Annotated in this window: 15 protein-coding genes and 1 other annotated feature; all 15 genes read left to right on the top strand. The window is 50.8% G+C overall.

Annotated features, from left to right (window positions below; all coding sequences use genetic code 11):
- The first annotated feature begins 616 nt into the window (after positions 1 to 616).
- Positions 617 to 2,326, top strand: coding sequence for an ATP-dependent protease LonB (gene lonB / locus AC0VZ8_RS07785; protein ID WP_475487660.1), 1,710 nt, complete (start codon positions 617 to 619; stop codon positions 2,324 to 2,326).
- 84 nt (positions 2,327 to 2,410) lie between these two features.
- Positions 2,411 to 4,747 (top strand): endopeptidase La, encoded by a 2,337-nt coding sequence (gene lon / locus AC0VZ8_RS07790; RefSeq protein WP_475486560.1) that lies wholly within the window; start codon positions 2,411 to 2,413, stop codon positions 4,745 to 4,747.
- Between the two features lie 17 nt (positions 4,748 to 4,764).
- Positions 4,765 to 5,409 (top strand): ribosome biogenesis GTP-binding protein YihA/YsxC, encoded by a 645-nt coding sequence (gene yihA / locus AC0VZ8_RS07795; protein WP_475486561.1) that lies wholly within the window; start codon positions 4,765 to 4,767, stop codon positions 5,407 to 5,409.
- Positions 5,410 to 5,623: 214 nt separating this feature from the next.
- Entirely contained in the window at positions 5,624 to 6,214 is a 591-nt protein-coding gene (locus AC0VZ8_RS07800; protein ID WP_071223429.1) for a non-ribosomal peptide synthetase module, read from the top strand.
- Positions 6,215 to 6,504: 290 nt separating this feature from the next.
- Complete coding sequence (speD, locus tag AC0VZ8_RS07805; RefSeq protein ID WP_006208786.1) at positions 6,505 to 6,903, top strand: adenosylmethionine decarboxylase; 399 nt, start codon at positions 6,505 to 6,507, stop codon at positions 6,901 to 6,903.
- 339 nt (positions 6,904 to 7,242) lie between these two features.
- Positions 7,243 to 8,649: a glutamyl-tRNA reductase gene (gene hemA, locus AC0VZ8_RS07810; protein WP_475486562.1), complete on the top strand. Its 1,407-nt coding sequence runs from the start codon at positions 7,243 to 7,245 to the stop codon at positions 8,647 to 8,649.
- An 18-nt stretch (positions 8,650 to 8,667) separates the two neighbouring features.
- Complete coding sequence (gene ccsA, locus AC0VZ8_RS07815; protein WP_260069371.1) at positions 8,668 to 9,498, top strand: cytochrome c biogenesis protein CcsA; 831 nt, start codon at positions 8,668 to 8,670, stop codon at positions 9,496 to 9,498.
- An 8-nt stretch (positions 9,499 to 9,506) separates the two neighbouring features.
- The gene (locus AC0VZ8_RS07820; protein WP_260069372.1) at positions 9,507 to 10,166 is read left to right on the top strand and encodes a precorrin-2 dehydrogenase/sirohydrochlorin ferrochelatase family protein; all 660 of its coding nucleotides are present in this window, start codon (positions 9,507 to 9,509) and stop codon (positions 10,164 to 10,166) included.
- A gap of 3 nt (positions 10,167 to 10,169) precedes the next feature.
- Positions 10,170 to 11,126, top strand: coding sequence for a hydroxymethylbilane synthase (gene hemC, locus AC0VZ8_RS07825; protein WP_220686158.1), 957 nt, complete (start codon positions 10,170 to 10,172; stop codon positions 11,124 to 11,126).
- Between the two features lie 4 nt (positions 11,127 to 11,130).
- On the top strand, positions 11,131 to 12,687 hold the full coding sequence (cobA, locus tag AC0VZ8_RS07830) for a uroporphyrinogen-III C-methyltransferase (protein ID WP_475486563.1): 1,557 nt from the start codon (positions 11,131 to 11,133) through the stop codon (positions 12,685 to 12,687).
- A 55-nt stretch (positions 12,688 to 12,742) separates the two neighbouring features.
- Positions 12,743 to 13,741, top strand: a complete 999-nt coding sequence (hemB, locus tag AC0VZ8_RS07835) for a porphobilinogen synthase (protein WP_071223423.1) — start codon at positions 12,743 to 12,745, stop codon at positions 13,739 to 13,741.
- Positions 13,742 to 13,777: 36 nt separating this feature from the next.
- Entirely contained in the window at positions 13,778 to 15,073 is a 1,296-nt protein-coding gene (hemL, locus tag AC0VZ8_RS07840) for a glutamate-1-semialdehyde 2,1-aminomutase (protein WP_475486564.1), read from the top strand.
- A complete protein-coding gene (locus AC0VZ8_RS07845; protein ID WP_475486565.1) occupies positions 15,070 to 15,978 on the top strand; it encodes an RluA family pseudouridine synthase in 909 nt (302 codons plus the stop codon). The genes hemL and AC0VZ8_RS07845 overlap by 4 nt, the downstream gene beginning before the upstream one ends.
- A gap of 163 nt (positions 15,979 to 16,141) precedes the next feature.
- Positions 16,142 to 17,503: a LysM peptidoglycan-binding domain-containing protein gene (locus tag AC0VZ8_RS07850; protein WP_475486566.1), complete on the top strand. Its 1,362-nt coding sequence runs from the start codon at positions 16,142 to 16,144 to the stop codon at positions 17,501 to 17,503.
- A 253-nt stretch (positions 17,504 to 17,756) separates the two neighbouring features.
- Positions 17,757 to 18,056: a binding site (T-box leader), on the top strand.
- Between the two features lie 111 nt (positions 18,057 to 18,167).
- Entirely contained in the window at positions 18,168 to 20,837 is a 2,670-nt protein-coding gene (locus AC0VZ8_RS07855; RefSeq protein ID WP_475486567.1) for a valine--tRNA ligase, read from the top strand.
- Positions 20,838 to 20,844: the final 7 nt, after the last annotated feature.

The following is a 20,844-nucleotide window of genomic DNA, read 5'->3' on the forward strand; positions in this document are numbered from 1 at the left end:
AGTTTCCGTATAGGTAGTTTCAATCTCTAATATAAAAACGGCAATCTCTGGACCACAAGAGATTGCCGTTTTGTTGTTTTCTAAGGAAGCACAGGGTCTTAGGTGATGTGTGGTTCAAATTTATATGAATGTATTTTTAAGCGATCTAATATTTTTCTAAAGGCAATTATGCTTTCTGTTGTTGTTCCAAGTATAATCGCTCCTAACCGAGCTTCTGATAAATGAAGCTCAGCTCTACCCTCTCCCCACCCCCACGATGAAGAAGGATGCCATGGGTCGCACCAGCGGAGCAGACGAATCGATTCCGGAGAAGTGAAGCGGTCGGCTGAAAGTTTTCCGCAGGAAAACTCGCATCGGAAGGATAAGCTGTTGCCGAATTTCTACATTACTATTCTCATTCATGAAATTCGGAAACAACAGCGATCGAAAGGAACGATACGTACGCGGAGCGTCTCATTGGAACGTCTCACTTAAGTGTATCCATCTACTTTTTGATACTTTTCCGCCTCCAGCGTTTTACCATCCAAGGAATCGGCAATACTACCATGTATTAACGTTTGGATGAAGACATAATGGAGTACAGGAGGAATGACTTGTGAATTTAAGTATCGTGATTATGCTGGTGCAGCTGTTTTTTGCGGTCATCATCGGCATTTATTTTTGGAATTTATTGCGCGGGCAGAAGACAAGCAAAACAGCGGTGGATCGGGAATCGCGCAAGGAGCTCGATAAACTCCGCAAACTCCGGTCGATATCGCTAACGAAACCGCTCGCTGAGAAAACAAGGCCGCAAACGATGGATGACATCGTGGGTCAAAAGGACGGCTTGCGCGCCTTAAAGGCAGCCTTATGCAGCGCAAATCCCCAGCATGTAATTGTATATGGACCGCCGGGAGTCGGGAAGACGGCAGCCGCCCGCGTGGTGATGGAGGAAGCCAAGAAGAACCCGCAATCTCCGTTTAAATATGACGCGAAATTCACAGAGATTGATGCCACGACGGCTCGCTTCGATGAGCGCGGGATTGCCGACCCGCTCATCGGGTCTGTTCATGATCCGATTTATCAAGGTGCCGGAGCCATGGGGGTTGCAGGTATTCCTCAGCCCAAGCCGGGAGCGGTGACCAAGGCCCATGGCGGGATCCTGTTTATTGATGAAATTGGGGAATTGCATCCGATTCAGATGAATAAGCTTTTAAAAGTGCTGGAGGACCGCAAGGTGCTGCTTGAAAGTGCATATTATAATTCTGAGGATGCCAATACACCTGCCTATATACACGATATCTTTCAAAATGGCCTTCCGGCGGACTTCCGTCTGGTGGGTGCTACGACACGTTCGCCCGAAGAGATTGCTCCTGCGCTTCGTTCACGCTGCATGGAGATTTTTTTCCGTCCGCTTTTGCCTGAAGAGATTGGGAGGATTGCAGAGGATGCCATTCAGAAAATTGGTTTGAATGCTGCGCCGGAAGCGGTTGAAGTTGTGAAGCAGTACTGCTCTAACGGGCGGGAAGCGGTCAATATGATTCAATTGGCTGCCGGTCTTGCGTTGACCGAGAAACGAGATTCGCTGCGGGCCGCGGATGTGGAATGGGTAGCCAGCAGCAGCCAGCTTCAGCCTAGGCCCGACCGGAAAATACCGGAGAAGCCTCAGATCGGCGTAGTCAACGGATTGGCTGTATATGGCCCGAATATGGGGGCACTGCTTGAAATTGAAGTATCTGCGGTACCTGTCGAGAAGGGCCGGGGTACCTACAATATCACCGGGGTTGTGGATGAAGAGGAATTTGGCGGGGGTGCTCGCAAGCTGCGCCGCAAGAGCATGGCCAAAGGCTCAATCGAGAATGTCTTGACCGTGCTGGGTTCGATGGGTTTTACGCCGAAAAACTATGACCTGCATATCAATTTCCCTGGAGGAACGCCGATTGACGGCCCTTCCGCGGGTATTGCGATGGCTACTGCGATCGTATCAGCCATGAAAGGGATTGAAGTCGATAATAAAGTCGCCATGACCGGCGAGATGAGCATTCATGGAAAAGTAAAACCGATAGGCGGGGTCATCGCTAAAGTGGAGGCGGCATTCCAAGCAGGCGCGACCCGCGTGATCATCCCTAAAGACAACTGGCAGACGCTGTTCCAGGATTTGAGCGGCGGTTTACGGGTAATTCCGGTCGAATCGGTGGATGAAGTGTTCGGCCATATTTTTGGCGGAACGTTCGCTCCGGAGGTTGTTCAGCTCCCTGCAAACGAGGTATTTCCATCCTCTTCCGCTTCATTGCTGCAGGCGACGCCTCCGCGTAACGGTAAAATAACGGACGCAGGAGGATGTTAAGCTTCGTATGGTTGGTTTTTTATACGCAGATTTGATAAAATAGGAATAGTGTCAACATTGAGAGCCATTGGAGGTGCGAAAGCGATGGGACCCAGTAGATCCAAAGGTCGTCGTTTTCCTTTACTGCCTTTGAGAGGTCTTTTGGTCTATCCAAGCATGGTGCTTCACTTGGATGTAGGCCGGGAGAAGTCGGTAAAGGCTTTAGAAAAGGCGATGGTTGAAGACAATTTGATTCTCCTATGTTCTCAATCGGAAGTGAACATTGAAGAACCGACGCAGGATGATATTTTTCGGATTGGCACAGTTGCGAATGTACGCCAGATGCTTAAGCTTCCCAACGGTACCATACGTGTGCTAGTGGAGGGTATGGAACGGGCGGAAGTTATTGAATATACGGATCAAGAGGAATACTATGAGGTCATCGCTCGGGAACTTCCCGAAGAAGAGAACCATGACCCCGAAGTTTCCGCATTAATGCGAACCGTACTGTCTCAGTTTGAGAATTATATCAATCTGTCAAAGAAGGTGACACCAGAGACACTGGCGGCCGTTTCCGATATTGATGAGCCGGGTCGACTGGCAGACGTCATCACGAGTCATTTGTCACTGAAGATTAAGGATAAGCAAGAAATTCTCGAAACAATTGATGTTCGCAAACGGCTCGAGAAACTTCTAGATATACTGAATAACGAGCGCGAAGTGCTGGAGCTGGAGCGCAAGATCAACCAGCGGGTCAAGAAGCAAATGGAGAAGACCCAGAAGGAATACTACTTGCGCGAACAGATGAAGGCCATTCAGAAAGAGCTTGGCGACAAGGAAGGTCGTGCCGGGGAAGTAGAGGAACTCCGAAGTCAGCTTCAGGAGCTTGAATTGCCCGAGCGCGTACACGAGAAGGTAGAGAAGGAAATCGACCGACTCGAGAAAATGCCGGCGAGCTCTGCTGAGGGCGGCGTGATTCGGAACTATGTCGATTGGCTTTTGGCGTTACCGTGGACCAACATGACCGAGGACGATTTGGACATCGTCAAAGCGGAGCAAGTGCTGGACGAAGACCATTACGGACTCGAGAAGCCGAAGGAGCGCGTGCTGGAATATCTGGCGGTGCAAAAGCTGGTGAAGAAGATGAAAGGGCCTATTCTATGTCTGGTTGGCCCTCCGGGGGTCGGCAAAACATCACTGGCCCGGTCCATCGCCCGCTCTCTGGAGCGCAAGTTCGTTCGCATTTCGTTAGGCGGGGTAAGAGACGAGGCGGAAATCCGCGGCCACCGGCGCACTTATGTAGGGGCCATGCCGGGACGTATCATTCAAGGCATGAAAACGGCGGGGTCAATGAATCCTGTATTCCTGCTGGATGAAATCGATAAGATGGCATCCGACTTCCGGGGCGACCCGTCTTCAGCCCTGCTTGAGGTACTTGATCCTGAGCAAAATAATACGTTCAGCGATCATTTCGTGGAGATTCCTTTTGATCTGTCCAACGTCATGTTTGTCACGACGGCAAACGTGCTGCACAACATTCCAAGACCGCTCCTGGACAGGATGGAAGTGCTGTACATTCCAGGATATACGGAGCTGGAGAAACTGCAGATCGCCAATCGTTATTTGCTGCCCAAGCAGAAGAGTGAGCATGGGCTGACGCCGGAGCAATTGATTCTGGACGAGGAAGCGCTCATGAAGGTGATCCGGGAGTATACCCGTGAATCCGGGGTGCGGAATCTGGAACAGCAAGTGGCTGCGCTGTGCCGCAAAGCCGCCAAACAGATCGTCACCAATAAATCGGAATCCATTGAGATTAAGGCTGACGATATTAAGGAATATCTCGGTATTCCGAAGTTTCGCTATGGCATGGCCGAGCTTGAAGATCAAGTCGGCACGGTAACAGGGCTCGCATGGACGGAAGTGGGCGGCGAGACACTGACCATTGAGGTAACCGTGGTGCCTGGGACCGGCAAGCTGACCTTGACGGGTAAGCTTGGCGACGTGATGAAGGAATCGGCTCAAGCCGCTTTCAGTTTTACCCGCTCCAAAGCGGTAGAACTGGGCATTGATCCGGATTTTCACGAGAAGCTGGATGTCCATATCCATATCCCGGAGGGAGCCATTCCGAAGGATGGCCCTTCAGCCGGCATTACGATTGCGACGGCTCTTATCTCATCTTTAACCAAACGGCATGTAGCCCGTGATGTGGCCATGACGGGGGAAATTACACTTCGGGGACGCGTTCTTCCGATTGGTGGCTTGAAAGAGAAATCCCTGGCAGCCCACCGTGCCGGCTACAAAAAAATATTACTCCCTAAGGATAACGAACGTGACTTGCGTGATATCCCTGACAGCGTGAAGAACGACGTTGAGTTCGTTCCGGTATCCCATATGGATCAGGTTCTGGAGCATGCGCTCGTTGAACAAGCGGGAGTGCACTAGAGAGGAAAGTCTAAATTATGAAAGTTACGAAAGCCGAGTTTGTCATCAGTGCTGTCGTACCTGCTCAATATCCTGAAGACGCCTTGCCGGAAATTGCTCTGGCAGGGCGTTCCAATGTGGGCAAGTCATCACTGATTAACCGTATGATATCCCGTAAGAACCTGGCCCGTACCAGTGCAACACCGGGGAAAACCCAGCAGCTCAACTATTATCGGGTGAACGACGACCTGTATCTGGTCGATTTTCCCGGCTATGGTTATGCGAAGGTATCCAAGACCCAGCGTGCGGCATTTGGCGAAATGATTGAGAGATATTTGCTCAGCCGGGAAGAACTGAAGCTTGTATTATTGATTGTGGACATGCGTCACCCGCCCTCAAAGGACGATATCAGCATGTATGAATGGCTGCAGCATTATAACCGGCCAGTATGCGTGGTCGCGACCAAGGCAGACAAAATTCCGAAAACACGCCGCCAGAAGCATGTTAAGATTGTGAAGGAGACGCTTGGCTTCAAACCCTATCACTCTTTTGTCATGTTTTCATCCGAGCTCGGTTTGGGTAAAGATGAGTTATGGGCCATCATGGAGTCCCACATGGGGACAAAGGATGATGAGGAAGAGACATATTCGGATTCGGAAACGGAAGGCAATGAGCAATCCTGATCCGGTTCATTTCGTGATATTTTTTTCGAGGGTAATATAGGGAATCGGTGTATTCTTTATAGGAAAGTGAGCATCTTGCGGGAAATATCGCTCTGATTCCGGCTAATTCCGTTTTTTTATGAAATATGATGGATATTCTCGTTCGAACGGCAGGAAAGACCGCTTGGATCTGCTGTATAATGGTAGTAAGTTAAAAGAATTGAGGGAGATTTTTATGGCTCAGCGGTTAGCCACAGAATATGTTAATGCCACAATGCAAATGACGGATATTCAAATGGATCAATTTCTGCAATATACCCAAGCTTTCCGGGTTACTAACCGGGTAAAAGTCATGGATAGCGGAGAGCAGGAGTTTGTGCTCGAAGATGAAAGCGGGGAAGAAGTTCATTTGCCCTTTGAACGCAAGAATGGCTTGTACGTCTGTGAGCTGTCGTGCCGATTGGTTACTCCCCATCTGACAAATGCCGTACGCAAACTGTTTGCGGCTTTTAAGGGATCAGGTAAAGTGAATCGGATTTATCGCGGCTTTACGATGAGCTACGACTACCATGCGGGAACGGTGCACAGAATTACGCAAGTCGCCGGGAACGACAGCATTGTCATTTATGAGTACAAGAATACGGCAGGAGAACTGCAGCGACTCTTCAACAGCAATGAAGCAGAGAAAGAGATCGAATCCATCCAGCATCATATTAATGTGCTTCTGGACCAGCGGATTGCAGCAGGGAATGATAAACTTATTACGAAGACGATAGATGAGCGGCTGCGACAGTTTAATCAACGCCTATTCGTGCTAGAAGCCTAAGGAGGCTGCCCTGTAACAGGGCGGCTTTTTTTATTATTGGATCCATGACACCAAGTAGTTCAGACGCACATATATTGAGCTGTAAAATATTTATGGGTTATTTTCGAAAAAGGTGTTGCATTTAAGCGTCATAGATGTTATTTTTAATCTCGTTGAAAAGAATATAGGAACCAGGATTCACTCAGGACATGTAATGTTGCGAGAGATTATTCCCTCGGGAAGTGAATGACGTAGGTCCTAGCGGATGAAATTTTCAAACATTTTATTCCTAGGAAGGGGGAACCCGGAAGATGGAATACTCAACTTTCGGAAGACACGTTGCTGTTGATACTTGGGGAGTCGATTTTGAACTATTGAACAGTGCAGAATTTTTACAAGCTCAGATGGTGGAAGCCGCTGAAGCATGTGGAGCAACGGTATTGTCCGTCCAATCCAAGCAGTTTGAACCACAAGGTGCGACTGTGCTGGTGTTGCTGTCGGAAAGCCATCTCTCGATTCACACATACCCTGAGAGAGGTTTTGCTGCGATTGACTGTTATACCTGCGGGGAGACAGTAGATCCGCAGTTGGCTATTGACTATCTGGTATCCGCTTTGAAACCTGAAAAATGCTATGCCAAGAAACTCGTGCGCGGACTCGGTGAAATGACCGTGGAAACGCCTGAGATGAAACAGGCTGAACTCGTTTAATCCAGCCTTCTAAAAAATGCGTATACTGATAACCATGGATTTTTCCATGGTTATTTATTTTGAGAACATGAGAAGATCGGCGGAATTCCAGGGAGTCGTTCTCTGAAATGAGATTTCGTAGTAAATAACACGTATATCTAAGCTGTTCTATATCCACAATAGTAAGGTGCGATCAAACAGGTAGAAAGCTTCATGAATGGAACGAAGAAGTATGGGGATTTCATAAACATTTCATAAAATAGACAAGGCTGTTCAGCATACTGTGATATAATGAACAAGGTCAAGGAAGTCCGTTGTGAACGGCAAAACTACTCGGAGAAATAGGCAGGTGAACATGCAATGCACATCGTCGTTGTTGGGTTGAACTATCGCACGGCGCCTGTGGAAGTCAGAGAACGCTTTACATTCTCGGAAGAAGACATGCCCAAGGCGTTAGAGCAGCTTAATTCGACCAAGAGCGTATTGGAGGGCGTCATTGTCGCTACCTGCAACCGAACTGAGATTTATGTTGTGGTAGACCGCCTTCATATGTGCGGCTACTTTATCCGCAGTTTTATGGAACAGTGGTTCGGCATTAATCGTGAAGAATTTACACAGCACCTCTATATATATGAAGACGAACAAGCGATTTCCCATCTGTTTAAGGTTACCTGCGGTTTGGATTCCATGGTCATTGGAGAGACGCAGATCCTGGGACAGGTGCGCAATGCTTTTTTGACGTCGCAGCAGCAGAATGCCACGGGTACTTGGTTCAATATGTTGTTTAAGCAAGCCGTTACGCTCGGCAAGCGGGCTCATTCGGAGACATCGATCGGAGAGAGTGCCGTCTCTGTCAGCTATGCAGCGGTGGAACTGGGTAAACGAATTTTCGGGGCATTTAACGATAAAAAAGTGATGATACTTGGTGCAGGCAAGATGAGCGAACTTACCGTGAAGCATCTTTATGCCAGCGGTGCCGCTGAAGTAATTGTGGCTAACCGTACGCTTAGCCGTGCTCAGGAACTTGCAAGCAAATTCAAGGGGACGCCATGCACCATTGCCGAAGCCAAGCATTTGCTGAATGACGTGGATATCATTATTAGCTCCACGGGCTCGAATGAATATGTTCTGAATGCGGAGCGGGTAAAAGAGAGCATGAAGAAACGCCAGTCCCGTCCGTTGTTCATGATTGATATTGCTGTGCCACGGGACATTGATCCGGCGGTTGGGGAAGTTTCCAACGTGTTCCTGTACGATATTGATGATCTGGAAGGCATTGTAGAGACCAATATGGAAATGCGCCGGGCGGAAGCAGCGAAGATTGAAGTGATGATTCAAGAGGAGATGGATGCATTCCACACATGGCTGAAGACGCTCGGTGTCAGACCGGCGATTCGGGCTTTGCAGGAGAAGTCGAATGCCATTCATGAAGAAACGATGGAAAGCTTGTTTAACAAGCTTCCGGAACTGGATGAACGCCAGCGAAAAGTCATCCGTCGTTTGACCAAGAGCATCGTTAATCAGATGATGCATGATCCCATTAACCGGATTAAGGAAATGACGGGCGGCAAGCAGGGCGGTGAAGCACTGGATTATTTTTCACAAATCTTTGCGCTGGAAAGCTTGATCCATGAGAATGAGCAGGAAGCCCGCAGCCGCAACAAGAAAGCAACTGCACCCGTTAAAGCTGAACGGTCGAAGAATGCTGTAGATCAGCAGGCAGAAGAGAAACCGCTCAAGGTGTCTCTGGCCCCAGCCACCCTTTGAGGAGGGTGAGTACAACCCATGCTGTTAAACTTAATTTATATCACCGGCATTTGTATCTATGCCCTGAGCCTTCTGTTTTATATCTCGGATTGCGTTTCACGCAATTCGGTGGCGAAGCGGATAGGCACAGGGCTTCTTGTTATTACTGCGCTGTTACAATTCACCGGAATCGGCATCAGAGCGATGGAAGGCGGACATTTTCACTTTCCGGTATTTACGCTGTTTGATTTCCTGTTCCTGCTGGCGTTCTGCATATCGATCACTTCGATTGCTCTGGCGTATATGAAGCGGTCGGAATTTGCCGTCCTGCTTATGAACCTTGTCGGGTTTAGCGTCATGCTGGTCAATCGTTTATGGTTCACGACAGGAGACAATGCATTGCACAGCTGGGAGACGGAACATCGTCTCTTGCTTATTCATATTGCCCTGGCGAGTATCAGCTTCGCCGCTTTGACCGTCGGAGCCGTGTTTGCGGCGATTTATATGTTCCTGCACCGGAAACTGAAGCACAAGCAATGGAATGATACGATGCGCAGGCTGCCAAGTCTGGAGAAGCTGGATGTTTACTCCTATAAAGCGCTGATGGCCGGCACGATTATTCTGGTCATGTCGCTCATCTTGGCCGTAATGTCGGTGGCCATGGCTGGACGGTGGACTCTGTTTTTGGACATCAAAGTCATGTCTACCATGACGGCGCTTGCGATGTATTTGGTTTACTTCATCAAACGTCGCTTGTGGAGAAGGTCCGGCAGGGAAGCGGCTATATGGGCTTTAATCGGGTATGGGTTCATTATTCTGAATTTCTTTCTCAATACGTGGTCCGCTTTCCATAGTTGGTCAGGAGTGTGATGGCAAGAATGGCCTGTGATGATCATTATGTACCCGTTATGCTGAATTGCAGGGGACGTTTATGCTTGATTGTCGGCGGTGGCAAGGTGGCGGAACGTAAAGCCGTCACCCTACTGAATGCCGGGGCAGTCGTACATATTGTAAGTCCCTTATTACGAAGCGAGAAACTTCAACGTTTAGAGAGTGAGAAGACTCTTCGATGGACGAAGCGGAAGTATCAATCAGACGATCTGATAGGCGCGTTTATGGTCCATGCGGCAACGGATGACAGCAAGCTGAATCTGCAAATAGCGGAGGATGCCAATCGTCTTGGCGTACTGGTTAACGTGGCCAGCAACGGCGAGGCCGGAACGTTTATCAACCCGACGGTGCTGCGACGGGGAAGGCTTACGCTGGCTGTATCCACATCAGGAGCAGGGCCGATGGCCGCACGCGAGATACGCGACGAGCTCGAAGACCAGTTCGGGCCTGAGTATGAGGACTATTTGGATTTTTTATATAAGATGCGTTCGATGATCAGGGAAGAGGTGGAGTCGGCTGACGCACGCAGGCGGCTTTTGCACAAGGCATACCGCATGGATATGCTCGGAGAGATTCGCCGCGGAGGTTATGTGCCCTGGAGTGAGGACAAGATCAAGCAGTGGATTGCGAATAATCAGGAGGAATGAAAGATGCGTACAATCGTAGTTGGCAGTAGACAAAGTGCTCTGGCACTGACACAGACAGGACAGGTTATTGATGACTTAAAGCGTTTAGCCAAGGAGCACGGTCTGGACTATGACTTTACCGTCAAAAAAATCGTCACGAAGGGCGACCGCATACTGGATGTTACCCTCTCCAAGGTAGGCGGCAAAGGATTGTTTGTCAAAGAAATCGAGCAGGCGATGATGGACGGCGAGATTGATATGGCGGTTCACAGCATGAAGGACATGCCTTCCGTTCTGCCCGAAGGTTTGGTATCCGGCGCGGTGCCGGCAAGAAAGGATCCTCGTGATTGCCTGATCTCCAAAGAAGGAACAACGCTGGATGACCTTCCTACAGGTGCCAAGGTGGGGACAAGCAGTCTGCGCCGGTCCAGTCAGCTTAAGGCGTACCGGCCGGATCTGCAGATCGAATGGATTAGGGGGAATATCGATTCTCGCATTCGCAAAATGGAGGACGGTGAATTTCAGGCCATCATTCTGGCGACCGCCGGTCTTCAGCGTATGGGCTGGGAGGACCGGATCACGTCGTACTTGCCGATTGAAATTAGCCTGCCAGCCGTCGGTCAGGGCGCACTTGGAATTGAATGCCGCGAAAACGATGCTGATCTGCTGCATTTGCTCTCTCTTTATAATGATGAGGTTACTGCACGAACCGTTGCGGCGGAGCGCAAGTTTCTAAGCGAGCTGAATGGAGGATGCCAGGTGCCTATCGGGGCTTACGCCGTCCTGAAGAATGTGGATGCCGGAGATTCCCGCGGAGAACAAAACGTTATACAATTAACAGGAATGGTAGGCTCTCCTGACGGCGAAATCATACTGAAGGAAAGCGCCGAAGGAACCGACCCTGAATCGCTCGGAGTGGAAGTGGCTGAAAAGCTGAAAGCTAAAGGAGCGGAGAAGATACTGGCACAAGTTAGGGGCTGAGGGTATGGCAGGCAAGGTTTATCTGGTGGGAGCAGGACCGGGCGATGCACGCCTGATCACGATTAAAGGCAAGGAATGCATTGAAAAAGCGGATGTCGTGGTGTATGACCGATTGGCTAGTCCTCGGCTGCTAAGATGGATGAAACCCGGAGCGGAGAAGGTCTATGTAGGCAAGCTTCCGGATCGGCATACGATGAAACAGGAGCAGATCAATCAGCTGCTGGTTGATTATGCTCTGGAAGGTAAGATGGTTGTCCGTTTAAAGGGCGGCGATCCGACGATCTTCGGAAGAGTGGGTGAAGAAGCGGAGCTGTTATACCGTCATGGCATCATGTACGAGATTGTGCCGGGGATCACCTCGGCGATCAGTGTTCCGGCTTATGCAGGGATTCCGGTGACGCATCGAGACCATGCTTCGTCTTTATCGATAATTACCGGCCACGAAAGTCCCGAAAAGCTGGACCGAATGATTCAATGGGACAAGGTTACCAATGCAACGGGAACTTTGATTTTTATGATGGGTGTGGCGAAGATCGGTTATATCAGTCGTCAGCTGATCAAGCACGGCCGACCGTCGGAAACCCCGGTGGCACTTATTAGATGGGGAACCCGGGCAGAGCAGGATACGCTGACGGGGACACTGGCGGACATCGAGGACAGAGTCAAAGCAGCGGATTTTCAGCCGCCTGCGGTCATCGTTGTTGGACAGGTGGTGCTTCAGCGGGAGCACCTGAAGTGGGCGGAACGGCTGCCCCTCTTCGGCAAAAGAATACTGGTCACAAGGACGCGAAGCCAGGCCAGTGCATTGGCATCCCAAATCGAAGAGCTGGGCGGAGAGCCTTATGAGTTTCCCGTCATCGAAACCGTCATGCCTTCGAAGAGCGAGAGGCTTGCAGGAATTCAACAAGCACTGGACAAGCTGAGTACGTATGACTGGGCATTTTTCACCAGCGTGAACGGAGTCGAATTCTTTTTCCGCCACCTGAAGGAGAATGGTCGCGATATTCGCGCCTTAGCCTCGGCCCGCATCGTCGCGGTTGGCCCCGCGACAGCCCATGCTCTTGGAAAATACGGTGTCGTGGCTGAAGTTATCAAGGAGCGTTACCAGGCGGAAGGCCTTATCGATGCTTACGGTTCAGAGCTCCAGCCCGGTCAGCGCGTGCTGCTGCCTCGCGGCGATCTCGCACGCAAGTGGCTGCCGGAGAAGCTGACGGAAATGGGACTGCACGTGACGGAAGCCGTGATCTATGAGAACGTGCTGTGCGGCGAGGACGATGATGAGCTGCTGAAGCTGCTTGAAGATGGAGGCATTCACGCCGTTACGTTCACCAGTTCTTCTACGGTTACCAATCTACTGAAGGTGCTGAAGGGGATGGGCGTGGCAGATCCAGTCGAACTGTTGAAAGGTTCAACGATTGCTTGCATCGGACCATTAACCGCGCAGACGGCTGAAGAAGCCGGACTGCACGTATCCCTCCTCGCCGAGGAAGCGACGGTCGACAGTCTGGTTAAGGCCTTGTGCATTTGGAACGAGAACGATCCACGCCGTGTTGCGCCATAATATCGATAATCTCTTATATACGTGAACGAAATTACATCATTTGGAGGTATACGTCATGAGTTTTCCAATCGTACGCCATCGTCGGCTGCGTCAAAATGCCGGCATTCGCAGCATGGTCCGCGAGACCGTGCTTCATACGGAGGATCTGGTTCAGCCGATCTTCGTGACCTATGGCAGTGGTGTGAAATCGGAGATTTCCTCCATGCCAGGCGTCTATCATTTTTCGCTTGACACCTTACAAGAGGAAGTAGACGAAATCGTAAGTCTAGGCATTCCTGCTGTGCTCCTGTTCGGAATTCCCGAGACGAAAGACAGCGTGGGCACATCCGGTTTTGCGGATGACGGGATAGTCCAAGAGGCTACCCGTCTCATCAAGTCGTGGCATCCCGATCTGCTGGTGATTGCTGATACGTGTCTGTGCGAATTTACCGACCACGGCCACTGCGGTATGGTGCATACCTTTGAGCGTGACGGCCACACCTGCGGCGATGTATTAAACGACGAGTCGCTGGAACTGCTCGTTCGTACAGCGGTTTCCCAGGCCAAAGCTGGAGCCGACATAATTGCACCTTCGAATATGATGGACGGTTTTGTCCAAGCCATTCGCTCTGGTCTTGATGAAGCCGGATTTTATAACGTGCCGATCATGTCTTACTCCGTTAAGTACGCTTCAGCCTTTTACGGACCCTTCCGTGAGGCTGCCGATTCCGCTCCGCAATTCGGCGACCGCAAAACATATCAGATGGATCCGGCTAATGTAAGAGAGGCGCTTCGCGAGGCGGAGACGGACGTGCTGGAAGGCGCCGATATGCTGATGGTGAAACCGGCTATGGCCTACCTTGATGTTGTCCGATTGCTGAGAGACCAGTTTGATCTGCCGATTGTTGCATACAACGTGAGTGGTGAGTATTCCATGATTAAAGCAGCTGCTCAGCAGGGATGGATCAGTGAGCAGGCGATTGTGATGGAGCTGCTGACCGGGATGAAGCGTGCCGGTGCGGACATTATCATTACGTATTTCTCGAAGGACGCAGCACGCTGGATGCGCAGCTAGTAACCATTAACGATGAAAGAGTTAGGAGTGCATACGATGAGCCAAGATTTGCGAAAAGAAGATTTGTCGCGTTCTGCTTTTGAAGAAGCGAAGTTATATATTCCCGGCGGTGTCAACAGTCCGGTACGTGCGTTTAAGTCTGTTGAACTAACTCCGATTTATATCGATCGCGGAGAAGGCAGCCGGGTATATGATATCGATGGCAACAGCTTTATTGATTATGTCGGTTCCTGGGGGCCGCTGATTATGGGTCACGCGCATCCTGAGGTTGTTGAAGCGCTTCAGGAGACAGCTGCCAAGGGGACCAGCTTCGGTGCTCCAACCCTATTGGAAACGAAGATGGCGAAGCTCGTCTGTGAACGCGTGCCGTCGATCGAGGTCGTGCGGATGGTGAATTCCGGTACGGAAGCAACCATGAGTGCTATCCGTCTAGCGCGCGGTTATACAGGACGCAGCAAAATCATTAAATTCGAGGGCTCCTATCATGGCCACGCCGACAGTCTTCTGATTAAAGCGGGATCGGGCATCGCAACGCTTGGACTTCCTGATAGCCCGGGTGTGCCTGAAAGCGTTGCTTCCAACACCATTGCGGTTCCTTATAACGATCTGGAATCGGTACAGCTTGCCTTTGAGCGGTTCGGCGAAGAGATTGCAGCCGTTATTGTTGAGCCCGTGGCAGGCAATATGGGCGTGGTCCCTCCGCAGCCGGGATTCCTGGAAGGTCTTCGCAAGGTCACTTCTGATTATGGCAGCGTGCTTATTTTTGACGAGGTGATGACGGGATTCCGCGTTGATCTGAACTGTGCGCAAGGACGTTATGGCGTTACACCGGATTTGACATGCTTGGGCAAGGTGATTGGCGGCGGTCTGCCAGTCGGTGCCTATGGAGGCAAGCGTGAGCTGATGGATCAGATTGCCCCGGCAGGACCGATCTATCAAGCAGGAACGTTAAGCGGTAATCCGCTCGCCATGGCGGCTGGTTACACGACCCTGAACCTGCTGACGCCTGCCGTCTATGAACAGCTCGAGGAGCGGGGAGCCCGCCTTCAGGCAGGATTTGAGCGTAACGCTCAGGAATTCGGTATCCCGCTTACGATTAACCGGATCGGCTCCATGGTATGTCCTTTCTTCACGAATATGCCGGTCGTCAATTTCGATACGGCCAAGACTAGTGATCTGGATCGTTTCCGCCGTTATTTTGCAGCGATGGTCCAAGAGGGAGTCAGCGTACCTCCTTCCCAGTTCGAGGGCATGTTTATCTCGGGCGCTCATACGGTAGAAGATATCGATGCTACCATTGAAGCCAACTACAACGCCTTCAAAAGCCTATGAGTTACGGGGGGAATTGGAGCAAACGCGGCGAATGGCTGGAGATGACGCCGGGCAAGGCGCTATTGAGTCTGCCGGATCGGAACGAAGCGGCTGCCAAGTGGCTTATGGAAACGGTCGGTATGCCCGAGAAGCTGTATCGTAAGCTTCGTCATGAACAGGGGATACAATGGAGAGGGGATCGGCTTCGGCTGGTCCTTTTTCCTTACCGGGATTACGGCATCGAACCGAGATGGCAGGAGCTTGATGTATTGTATGAGGACGATTTCTGCCTGGTCGTGAACAAACCGGCCGGTATGGCGGTCCATCCGGACAACGAGAGCCGCGAGACGACCTTGAATCATGTGGTTGCCGCATATTACGAAGCCGAAGGCATCCATACGGCAGTCCGGCATATTCATCGGCTGGATAAGGATACAACAGGTCCCGTGCTGTACGCCAAGAATGAATATGCGCAGCTAAAGCTTGATGAGGACATGCGGGAGAAGAAGATCGTCCGGATATACGCGGCTATCGTTCAGGGGAGGGTCTCTCAGGATCTGAAGAGAATCGATCTGCCGATAGGCAAAGACCGCTATCATTCAAGCCGTCGGAGAGTTTCATTAACCGGGCAGGCTGCGATCACGCATATTCGATCATCCGAGGTGTATCCGAAAGCCAGCCTGCTGCAAATTCGACTGGAAACCGGCCGGACGCATCAGATCCGGGTGCATCTAAGTCATATGGGACACCCGCTTCTGGGAGATTCCTTATACGGAGGATCAGGGGCGTTTCCGCGCCAAGCGCTGCATGGCGAACTTCTGCTATTTACTCATCCTTTCTCGGGCGAGGATATTGAGGTGAATGCACCCTGGCCTCTGGATATGTTGGAGTTAAGAGAACGAATCATAGAGACATCGGACCGGTAAGAAAATTTGCAAGATCCTGAATGAACCTGTAAGTTTCAAGCACAATTCGCAAAAAAGTCATGCTCTCCTATTTTCGGCATATAGATAAATTGAGTGGCAAAACTTAGGCTCATGCCGTGATAACAGATCACGGATAGTATATGCCAAAAAGGAGGACATTCCCGTGTTTGACCAGTCCTACGGATTGCGGTTCGATATTTACGAGCGTATTAATTTAACGGAAGATTTGCCGGGAATCGAAGAATTGGAAGAGGCGGAGTTGATCCCGCATATTCAGGTAATCAGTCAGCAGGACCAGGCTACGCTTCGGGGTCATCTGCTTCTTGCAGGCCTGTATAAAGGTGACACCGAAGCAGGAGAGACGGAGCCGCTCGAACACTGGATCCCGGTTGAAATCACGGTACCGATGAACCGGGTATCATCATTGGATGACATCGCGGTCGAGATCGAGAATTTTGACGTGGATTTGTTATCCAAACGCAGCTTGAACATTACAGGGGTTCTGTCGCTCAAAGGAATTCAGGCGGCGGCTCCGGGAGCCCGCGACCAAGTATGGGCCAATGAGGAATTCACAGTGGTACATGCTCCTGAAGCGACTGATTTGTATTCGAACGGGGAGCAGCAGTTCGCAGCCAACCCGTACGACCAGCTTCATGGCAGCGGAACTCATCCAGACGCTAACTCGACTTCGCCTTCTTACTTCAACGAGGCTCAGACCAGAGCTCAAGAGTCCGGGACGGATGCGCGCACACAGCAGTATCTGGCATCCTGGGCGCAGTATGAGAACCAAACACGGGATTCACAGGACTCAGCAGACAGCACCATTAGCATTTCTAAAACGTCTGAAGCCCGGGATACGGTCGAATATGCCTTACATAATGAGACGGAAGCTCAGGCAGCTGAGTTGTCGATTCCAAGTGTATGGCAATTCGAACGGGCTGCGGTCCAGCCCGAGCCGGAGCAAGAAGATTCAGCAGCCAGTTTCCCTGGTGTCATTGAGCGTAAGGGTGAAGAAGTGGATGCCGTTCCGGTACTGGAATCACCGGAAACGGAGGAAGTGCAGCCTGTTTTCGCTGAGGAAGAATTCCCTTCGGAGGATATGGATGATATAACGGAAGAGGTTTCCATTAAAGCCGAAGAGGTTCCGACCAAGCCGGAGTTAAAGGTGGCCTTCAACACGAAGAACAGCAGCACAACCAGCGCATCGGGCGTAGGCTTCTCTTCGTTGCTTCAATCGAGCAGAACGGTTCAGGATCAGGATCAAGCCGCTCGGGACGAGGAAGAAGAGACGGAGGAATTGGTTGACTCCGCAACGGCCGAGGACGTGGAGTGGAAGAGTCTGTTCCTGGGTAACCGCCATGAGGAAACGCCTTTCCGCAAGGTCCGGATGTGCATTGTGCAGCGTGAGGAGACACTCGACGTGATTGCCGAGCGTTATCAACTGACGCCGCGAGAGCTTTTGTTATATAACCGCATGTCCGAGCAGAATGTGGAAGAAGGCCAGGTATTATACATTCCCCAGTAATCAGCGGAGGAAGCGATCGCGTAAGAACAAGCAGGTCAAGGTAGGATATCCTTGGCCTGTTTTTGTGTATGGCCGGGAATAGATTAGAAGAAGAGGGGAATCGGACGAGCCGGGGCTTCTTTATTACAATGTATTAGAATTATTTTGGATCGACAGGTATGATGTCTAAATCGTTCGGAAACACTCAAAATATTGACTATATGCAACAACCACGGTATATTTGAATAGTATATGTACAGGTATTCCTAAAGCTAGAACAACGTTGAACGGGAAGAGTAGGAAGGTATGGCCTTCAGAGAGCGGAATTGCTATCAAGCGCTGTGAGATTCCGCAGGAACCAGCTTGCCGAAGTCGCCCCGGAGTTGCGGACTTGAGATAGAGTAGGGATCGATCGCTACCCTGGTTAGAGTTCGCCGGCCGCAGCCGTTATCTGCGTAAAGTGTCGTGCTTGATCGTTTGCCTTTCACGTTCTTCATGGGAGGATACGATTCATGATTGATTATAAGCACGAAACAAAGGTGGTACCGCGAGAGAACAGTCTTTCGTCCTTTGAGGACGAAGGGCTTTTTTTGTTTCACGCAAACATGGATATCCATGTCCACGCCCGGAGGCTAAAACATTACGGGTTGGCAAAACTGATTAACAGTATCGGAGGTACGAAAATATGGATCAAAAACTAAACCAATCCCAGTTAGACATGCCGACGACGTATGATCCGAAGGCAGCCGAACAAAAATGGTATCCGTACTGGAAGGAAGGCGGCTTCTTTGAAGCTGGCAAACGACCGGACGCGGAGCCGTATACGATTGTTATTCCTCCACCAAACGTTACGGGAATGCTTCACATCGGCCATGCCCTTGATTTTACGCTGCAGGATATCCTGATTCGCGTAAAGCGGATGCAGGGTTATGATGCGTTGTGGTTGCCGGGCTCTGACCATGCGGGCATCGCCACGCAAACCAAGGTTGAGCAGAAGCTTCGCGAAGAAGGCGTTACCCGCTACGATCTGGGACGTGAAAAATTCCTGGAGAAAGTGTGGGAATGGAAGGATCTATATGCGAATACGATCCGTGACCAATGGTCCAAGATCGGCCTGTCCCTCGATTACTCCAGAGAGCGTTTCACGCTCGATGAGGGGTTGTCAGAAGCGGTTCGGGAAGTATTCGTCAAGCTCTATGATAAGGGGCTTATATATCGCGGCAAACGCATTATCAACTGGGACCCGGCTGCTCGCACGGCTTTGTCCGATATCGAAGTGGAGTACAAAGAGGTCAACGGCCATTTGTACCACTTGCAATACCCGCTGAAAGACGGCAGCGGCTCCATTACCGTAGCAACCACCCGCCCGGAGACTATGCTGGGTGATACGGCGGTAGCCGTTCATCCGGAAGATGAGCGCTATAAAGACATGATCGGCAAGACATTGGTCCTGCCTATTGTCGGCCGAGAAATTCCGGTTATTGCCGATGAGTACGTGGAGAAGGATTTCGGCAGCGGAGCGGTTAAAATTACGCCGGCACATGATCCGAATGACTTCGAAATGGGTCTGAGACATGATCTGCCACAAATCACCGTGATGGATGAATCCGGGACGATGAATGAATTTGCCGGCAAGTACCAGGGGCTTGACCGAGCAGAATGCCGCAAGCAGATCGTAAGCGACATGAAGGAATCGGGCGTGCTGCTTCGCATCGAAGATCATGTTCATCAGGTTGGCCATAGCGAAAGATCCGGCGCCGTTGTCGAGCCGTATCTGTCGACGCAGTGGTTTGTTAAGATGCAGCCGCTTGCGGAAGCAGCCGTTACTGCGCAGAAATCCGGCAAGGGCGTAAATTTCGTGCCTGACCGGTTCGAGAGAACCTACCTGCATTGGATGGAGAATGTGCGCGATTGGTGCATCTCTCGTCAATTGTGGTGGGGCCACCGGATTCCGGCCTGGTATTCCGAATCCACGGGCGAAGTGGTTGTTGCCATGAATGAAGAGGAAGCGCGCGCGAAGCTTGGCAAGGACGATCTGAGACAGGATGAGGACGTGCTGGATACCTGGTTCAGCTCGGCATTGTGGCCGTTCTCGACCATGGGCTGGCCGAATCTGGACAGTGAGGATTTCAAACGTTATTATCCGACAAGCGTTCTCGTAACGGGTTATGATATTATTCCGTTCTGGGTTTCGCGGATGATTTTCCAAGGGCTTGAATTTACGGATCAAATGCCGTTCAAAGATACGCTTATCCATGGTCTGGTTCGGGATAGCGAAGGCCGCAAGATGTCCAAGTCGCTCGGCAATGGTATCGATCCGCTCGAGGTTATTGAACAGTATGGCGCAGATGCCATGCGTTATATGATATCGACCGGCAGTACGCCGGGTCAGGATCTTCGATTCCGCTGGGAACGTGTGGAACAAGCGCGTAACTTCGCGAACAAGATCTGGAATGCGTCACGTTTTGCGCTCATGAATCTGGAGGGCTTCATGGCGGCGGATATCGACATTTCCGGAGAGCTGGGAACGGCCGACCGTTGGATTTTGCATCGTCTGAACGAAACTTCCCGCGACATTACGCGTCTAATTGATGCCTACGAATTTGGCGAAACCGGTCGACTGCTCTACAATTTCATCTGGGATGATCTGTGTGACTGGTATATTGAATTTGCTAAGCTGTCCCTGTACGGCGAGGATCAAGCGGCCAAGAAAAAGACGCAGTCGGTGCTTGCCTATGTGCTGGACCGCACGATGCGCTTGATCCACCCGTTCATGCCGTTCATTTCCGAAGAGATCTGGCAGCATTTGCCGCATGAAGGCGAGACGGTGATGTTGGCTTCATGGCCGACCTATGATGAGGCATTTGAGAATGCGGAAGCCGTTACTGAAATGAACCTGCTGATGGATGTCATCCGTGCTGTACGTAACATCCGGGCGGAAGTAAACGTACCGATGAGCAAAAAAGTAGAACTCCAGTTGAAGCCGGTAAGCGAGCAAATTGCTGGCATCATCGATCGCAATGCGGATTATATTCGCCGCTTCTGCAACACGTCGGAGTATCAATCCTCCCTTGCGCTTGAGGCGCCGGATAAGGCGATGACCGCCGTGGTAACAGGTGTTGAAATGTATCTGCCGCTTGCCGGGTTGATCGATATCGCTCAGGAGATCACGCGTCTGGAAAAGGAAATTCAGCACTTGAACAGCGAAGTCGAGCGTGTGGAGAAGAAGCTGAACAATCCTGGTTTCGTATCGAAAGCACCTGAAAAGGTGATTGAAGAAGAACGGGCGAAGCTTGCGGATTACTCGGACAAACGCAGTAAAGTGATTGCGCGCATCGAAGAACTGAGAGGCTAAAGGGCAA

The sequence above is a fragment of the Paenibacillus sp. QJM3NY_38 genome (assembly GCF_056173265.1).

Coding starts and splice junctions, on each gene's coding strand:
- hemL (WP_475486564.1), top strand. CDS start 13,778: ATGAGCCAAGATTTGCGAAAAGAAGATTTGTCGCGTTCTGCTTTTGAA.
- AC0VZ8_RS07855 (WP_475486567.1), top strand. CDS start 18,168: ATGGATCAAAAACTAAACCAATCCCAGTTAGACATGCCGACGACGTAT.
- AC0VZ8_RS07820 (WP_260069372.1), top strand. CDS start 9,507: ATGGCCTGTGATGATCATTATGTACCCGTTATGCTGAATTGCAGGGGA.
- lon (WP_475486560.1), top strand. CDS start 2,411: ATGGGACCCAGTAGATCCAAAGGTCGTCGTTTTCCTTTACTGCCTTTG.
- hemA (WP_475486562.1), top strand. CDS start 7,243: ATGCACATCGTCGTTGTTGGGTTGAACTATCGCACGGCGCCTGTGGAA.
- cobA (WP_475486563.1), top strand. CDS start 11,131: ATGGCAGGCAAGGTTTATCTGGTGGGAGCAGGACCGGGCGATGCACGC.
- lonB (WP_475487660.1), top strand. CDS start 617: ATGCTGGTGCAGCTGTTTTTTGCGGTCATCATCGGCATTTATTTTTGG.
- AC0VZ8_RS07800 (WP_071223429.1), top strand. CDS start 5,624: ATGGCTCAGCGGTTAGCCACAGAATATGTTAATGCCACAATGCAAATG.
- ccsA (WP_260069371.1), top strand. CDS start 8,668: ATGCTGTTAAACTTAATTTATATCACCGGCATTTGTATCTATGCCCTG.
- yihA (WP_475486561.1), top strand. CDS start 4,765: ATGAAAGTTACGAAAGCCGAGTTTGTCATCAGTGCTGTCGTACCTGCT.
- speD (WP_006208786.1), top strand. CDS start 6,505: ATGGAATACTCAACTTTCGGAAGACACGTTGCTGTTGATACTTGGGGA.
- AC0VZ8_RS07845 (WP_475486565.1), top strand. CDS start 15,070: ATGAGTTACGGGGGGAATTGGAGCAAACGCGGCGAATGGCTGGAGATG.
- hemB (WP_071223423.1), top strand. CDS start 12,743: ATGAGTTTTCCAATCGTACGCCATCGTCGGCTGCGTCAAAATGCCGGC.
- hemC (WP_220686158.1), top strand. CDS start 10,170: ATGCGTACAATCGTAGTTGGCAGTAGACAAAGTGCTCTGGCACTGACA.